The sequence below is a fragment of the uncultured Virgibacillus sp. genome (assembly GCF_947495635.1).
Taxonomy (GTDB): domain Bacteria; phylum Bacillota; class Bacilli; order Bacillales; family Amphibacillaceae; genus Virgibacillus; species Virgibacillus salarius.
The window spans coordinates 1-1,624 of sequence record NZ_CANMAB010000196.1 but is presented as its reverse complement, the minus strand read 5'-3'; the positions used below and the strand labels follow the sequence as shown (position 1 = coordinate 1,624).

The 1,624-nt window shown below is 36.3% G+C and carries 1 protein-coding gene; it reads right to left on the bottom strand.

Translation table 11 applies throughout. The annotated features are described in order from the left end of the window. Positions 1 to 88 precede the first annotated feature (88 nt). Positions 89 to 1,546, bottom strand: a complete 1,458-nt coding sequence (locus Q1A47_RS20415; protein ID WP_166531060.1) for a sodium/proline symporter — start codon at positions 1,544 to 1,546, stop codon at positions 89 to 91. Between the last annotated feature and the right edge of the window lie 78 nt (positions 1,547 to 1,624).

Here is a 1,624-nt window from a genome sequence, read left to right as displayed (position 1 = left end):
TCCATAATAGCTACTAGAGGAAGCGTAAATCTGAGCATTTAGTGATAAGGACTGAGCGAATTTTGCTCAGTTTTTTTATTTAGCATTATCATATGTTCTTTTCGGACAGGGAATGGATCTTCTCCGTTTTATCTGGAAGAAGTAAGCTCACAGCTATTCCAAAAAATAATGCAATAAAAAATGTCGTGAATTTTGAAGTGATGATACTTTCTAAAGGTGTGCTTATCCATAATATAGTGGATACTAATCCAGCAAGAACTGTCGCTACCACACCAGCACTAGAATATCGCTCCCAAAAAAATGTAAGGAGGATGGCGGGGGAGAGTGTACAGCCTACTCCTGCCCAGGCCCAGCTGACAACTAGATACAATAGAGATTCTGATACAAGCGCGATCACCATGCCGATTAAACCGAAGAATACAATAGAAATACGAGAAATCCAGATAAGTTGTTTTTCTGTAAAATTCATTCCCAATGTTTTATGGATAATATCTTCACTAACTGAACTTGTCACAACCATTAATTGCGAATCGGCAGTTGTAATAATGGCAGCCAATACCCCAGCTAAAAGCAAGCCAGCTATCCAAGGCGGAAATAATTCAAGAATCATCGTTGGTAAAATAATTTCTGCATCATGAAATGAGCCTTGATCATAGATGGCTATAGCTGTTATTCCAATCATAAATGCTCCACCATACGCTAATAATGTCCAAATAATTGCAACAATACTTCCTTGTCTTGCTTCTTTATTATTTTTTAATGCCATAAATCGTGCACTTAATTGAGGCTGACCACCTAAGAAGCCAAAGAACCATGAAAAATTGTTAAAAAATAACACACCAATCGCAAAGCCAGTCAGACCACCAAACCAAGAGTTATACGAATCTCCAGCTTGTATCAGGGAAGCGTTTATCGATAAATCGTTTGCTTGTATATAAATTAATGCTGCAATAGGAAGCGCAACTAATGTAATAACCATCATTATACTTTGGATCATATCTGTCCAAACTACAGATATAAACCCGCCAGCAAATGCAATAATGATGATAACAATTGTAGCTAATAGAATACCTGCTGTTGGAGGTAAGCCAAATGTTGTAAATAACATTTTTCCAGCTCCAGCCATCTGTGCTCCAACATAAAACATAAGAAACCCAGCAATTAAGATACTCGTTAACCAGCGAATTATTTTCGCCTTTTCCCCAAACCTTACCGCTAAATAATCTGGTAAAGTTAACACATTATACTTATCTGTTTCTGACATAAATTTTTTGGCTAAAAATAGCCAAGCAAATATTATTCCGATTGCTATACCAACTGCTACCCAAATTCCGGATAGGCCAGTCATAAAAACAAACCCTGTATAACCTAATAACAACCAAGCAGATTCACCTGTTGCCCTTTCAGAAAAGGCAAGTGTCCAACCAGGTAATTTTTTTCCTCCTAATAGAAAATCAGAGTGAGACTTACTTCGTTTGCTGAAATAATAGCCAATTGCTAAGATCAACAAACAATAAACGACAAATTCAACAATGATGATATTCATAATTCCTCCCTCTATATACTTTAATTATCTTCAAAATACTCTTGTTTTCTTAGAATTAATCAAGCACCATTTCATTGA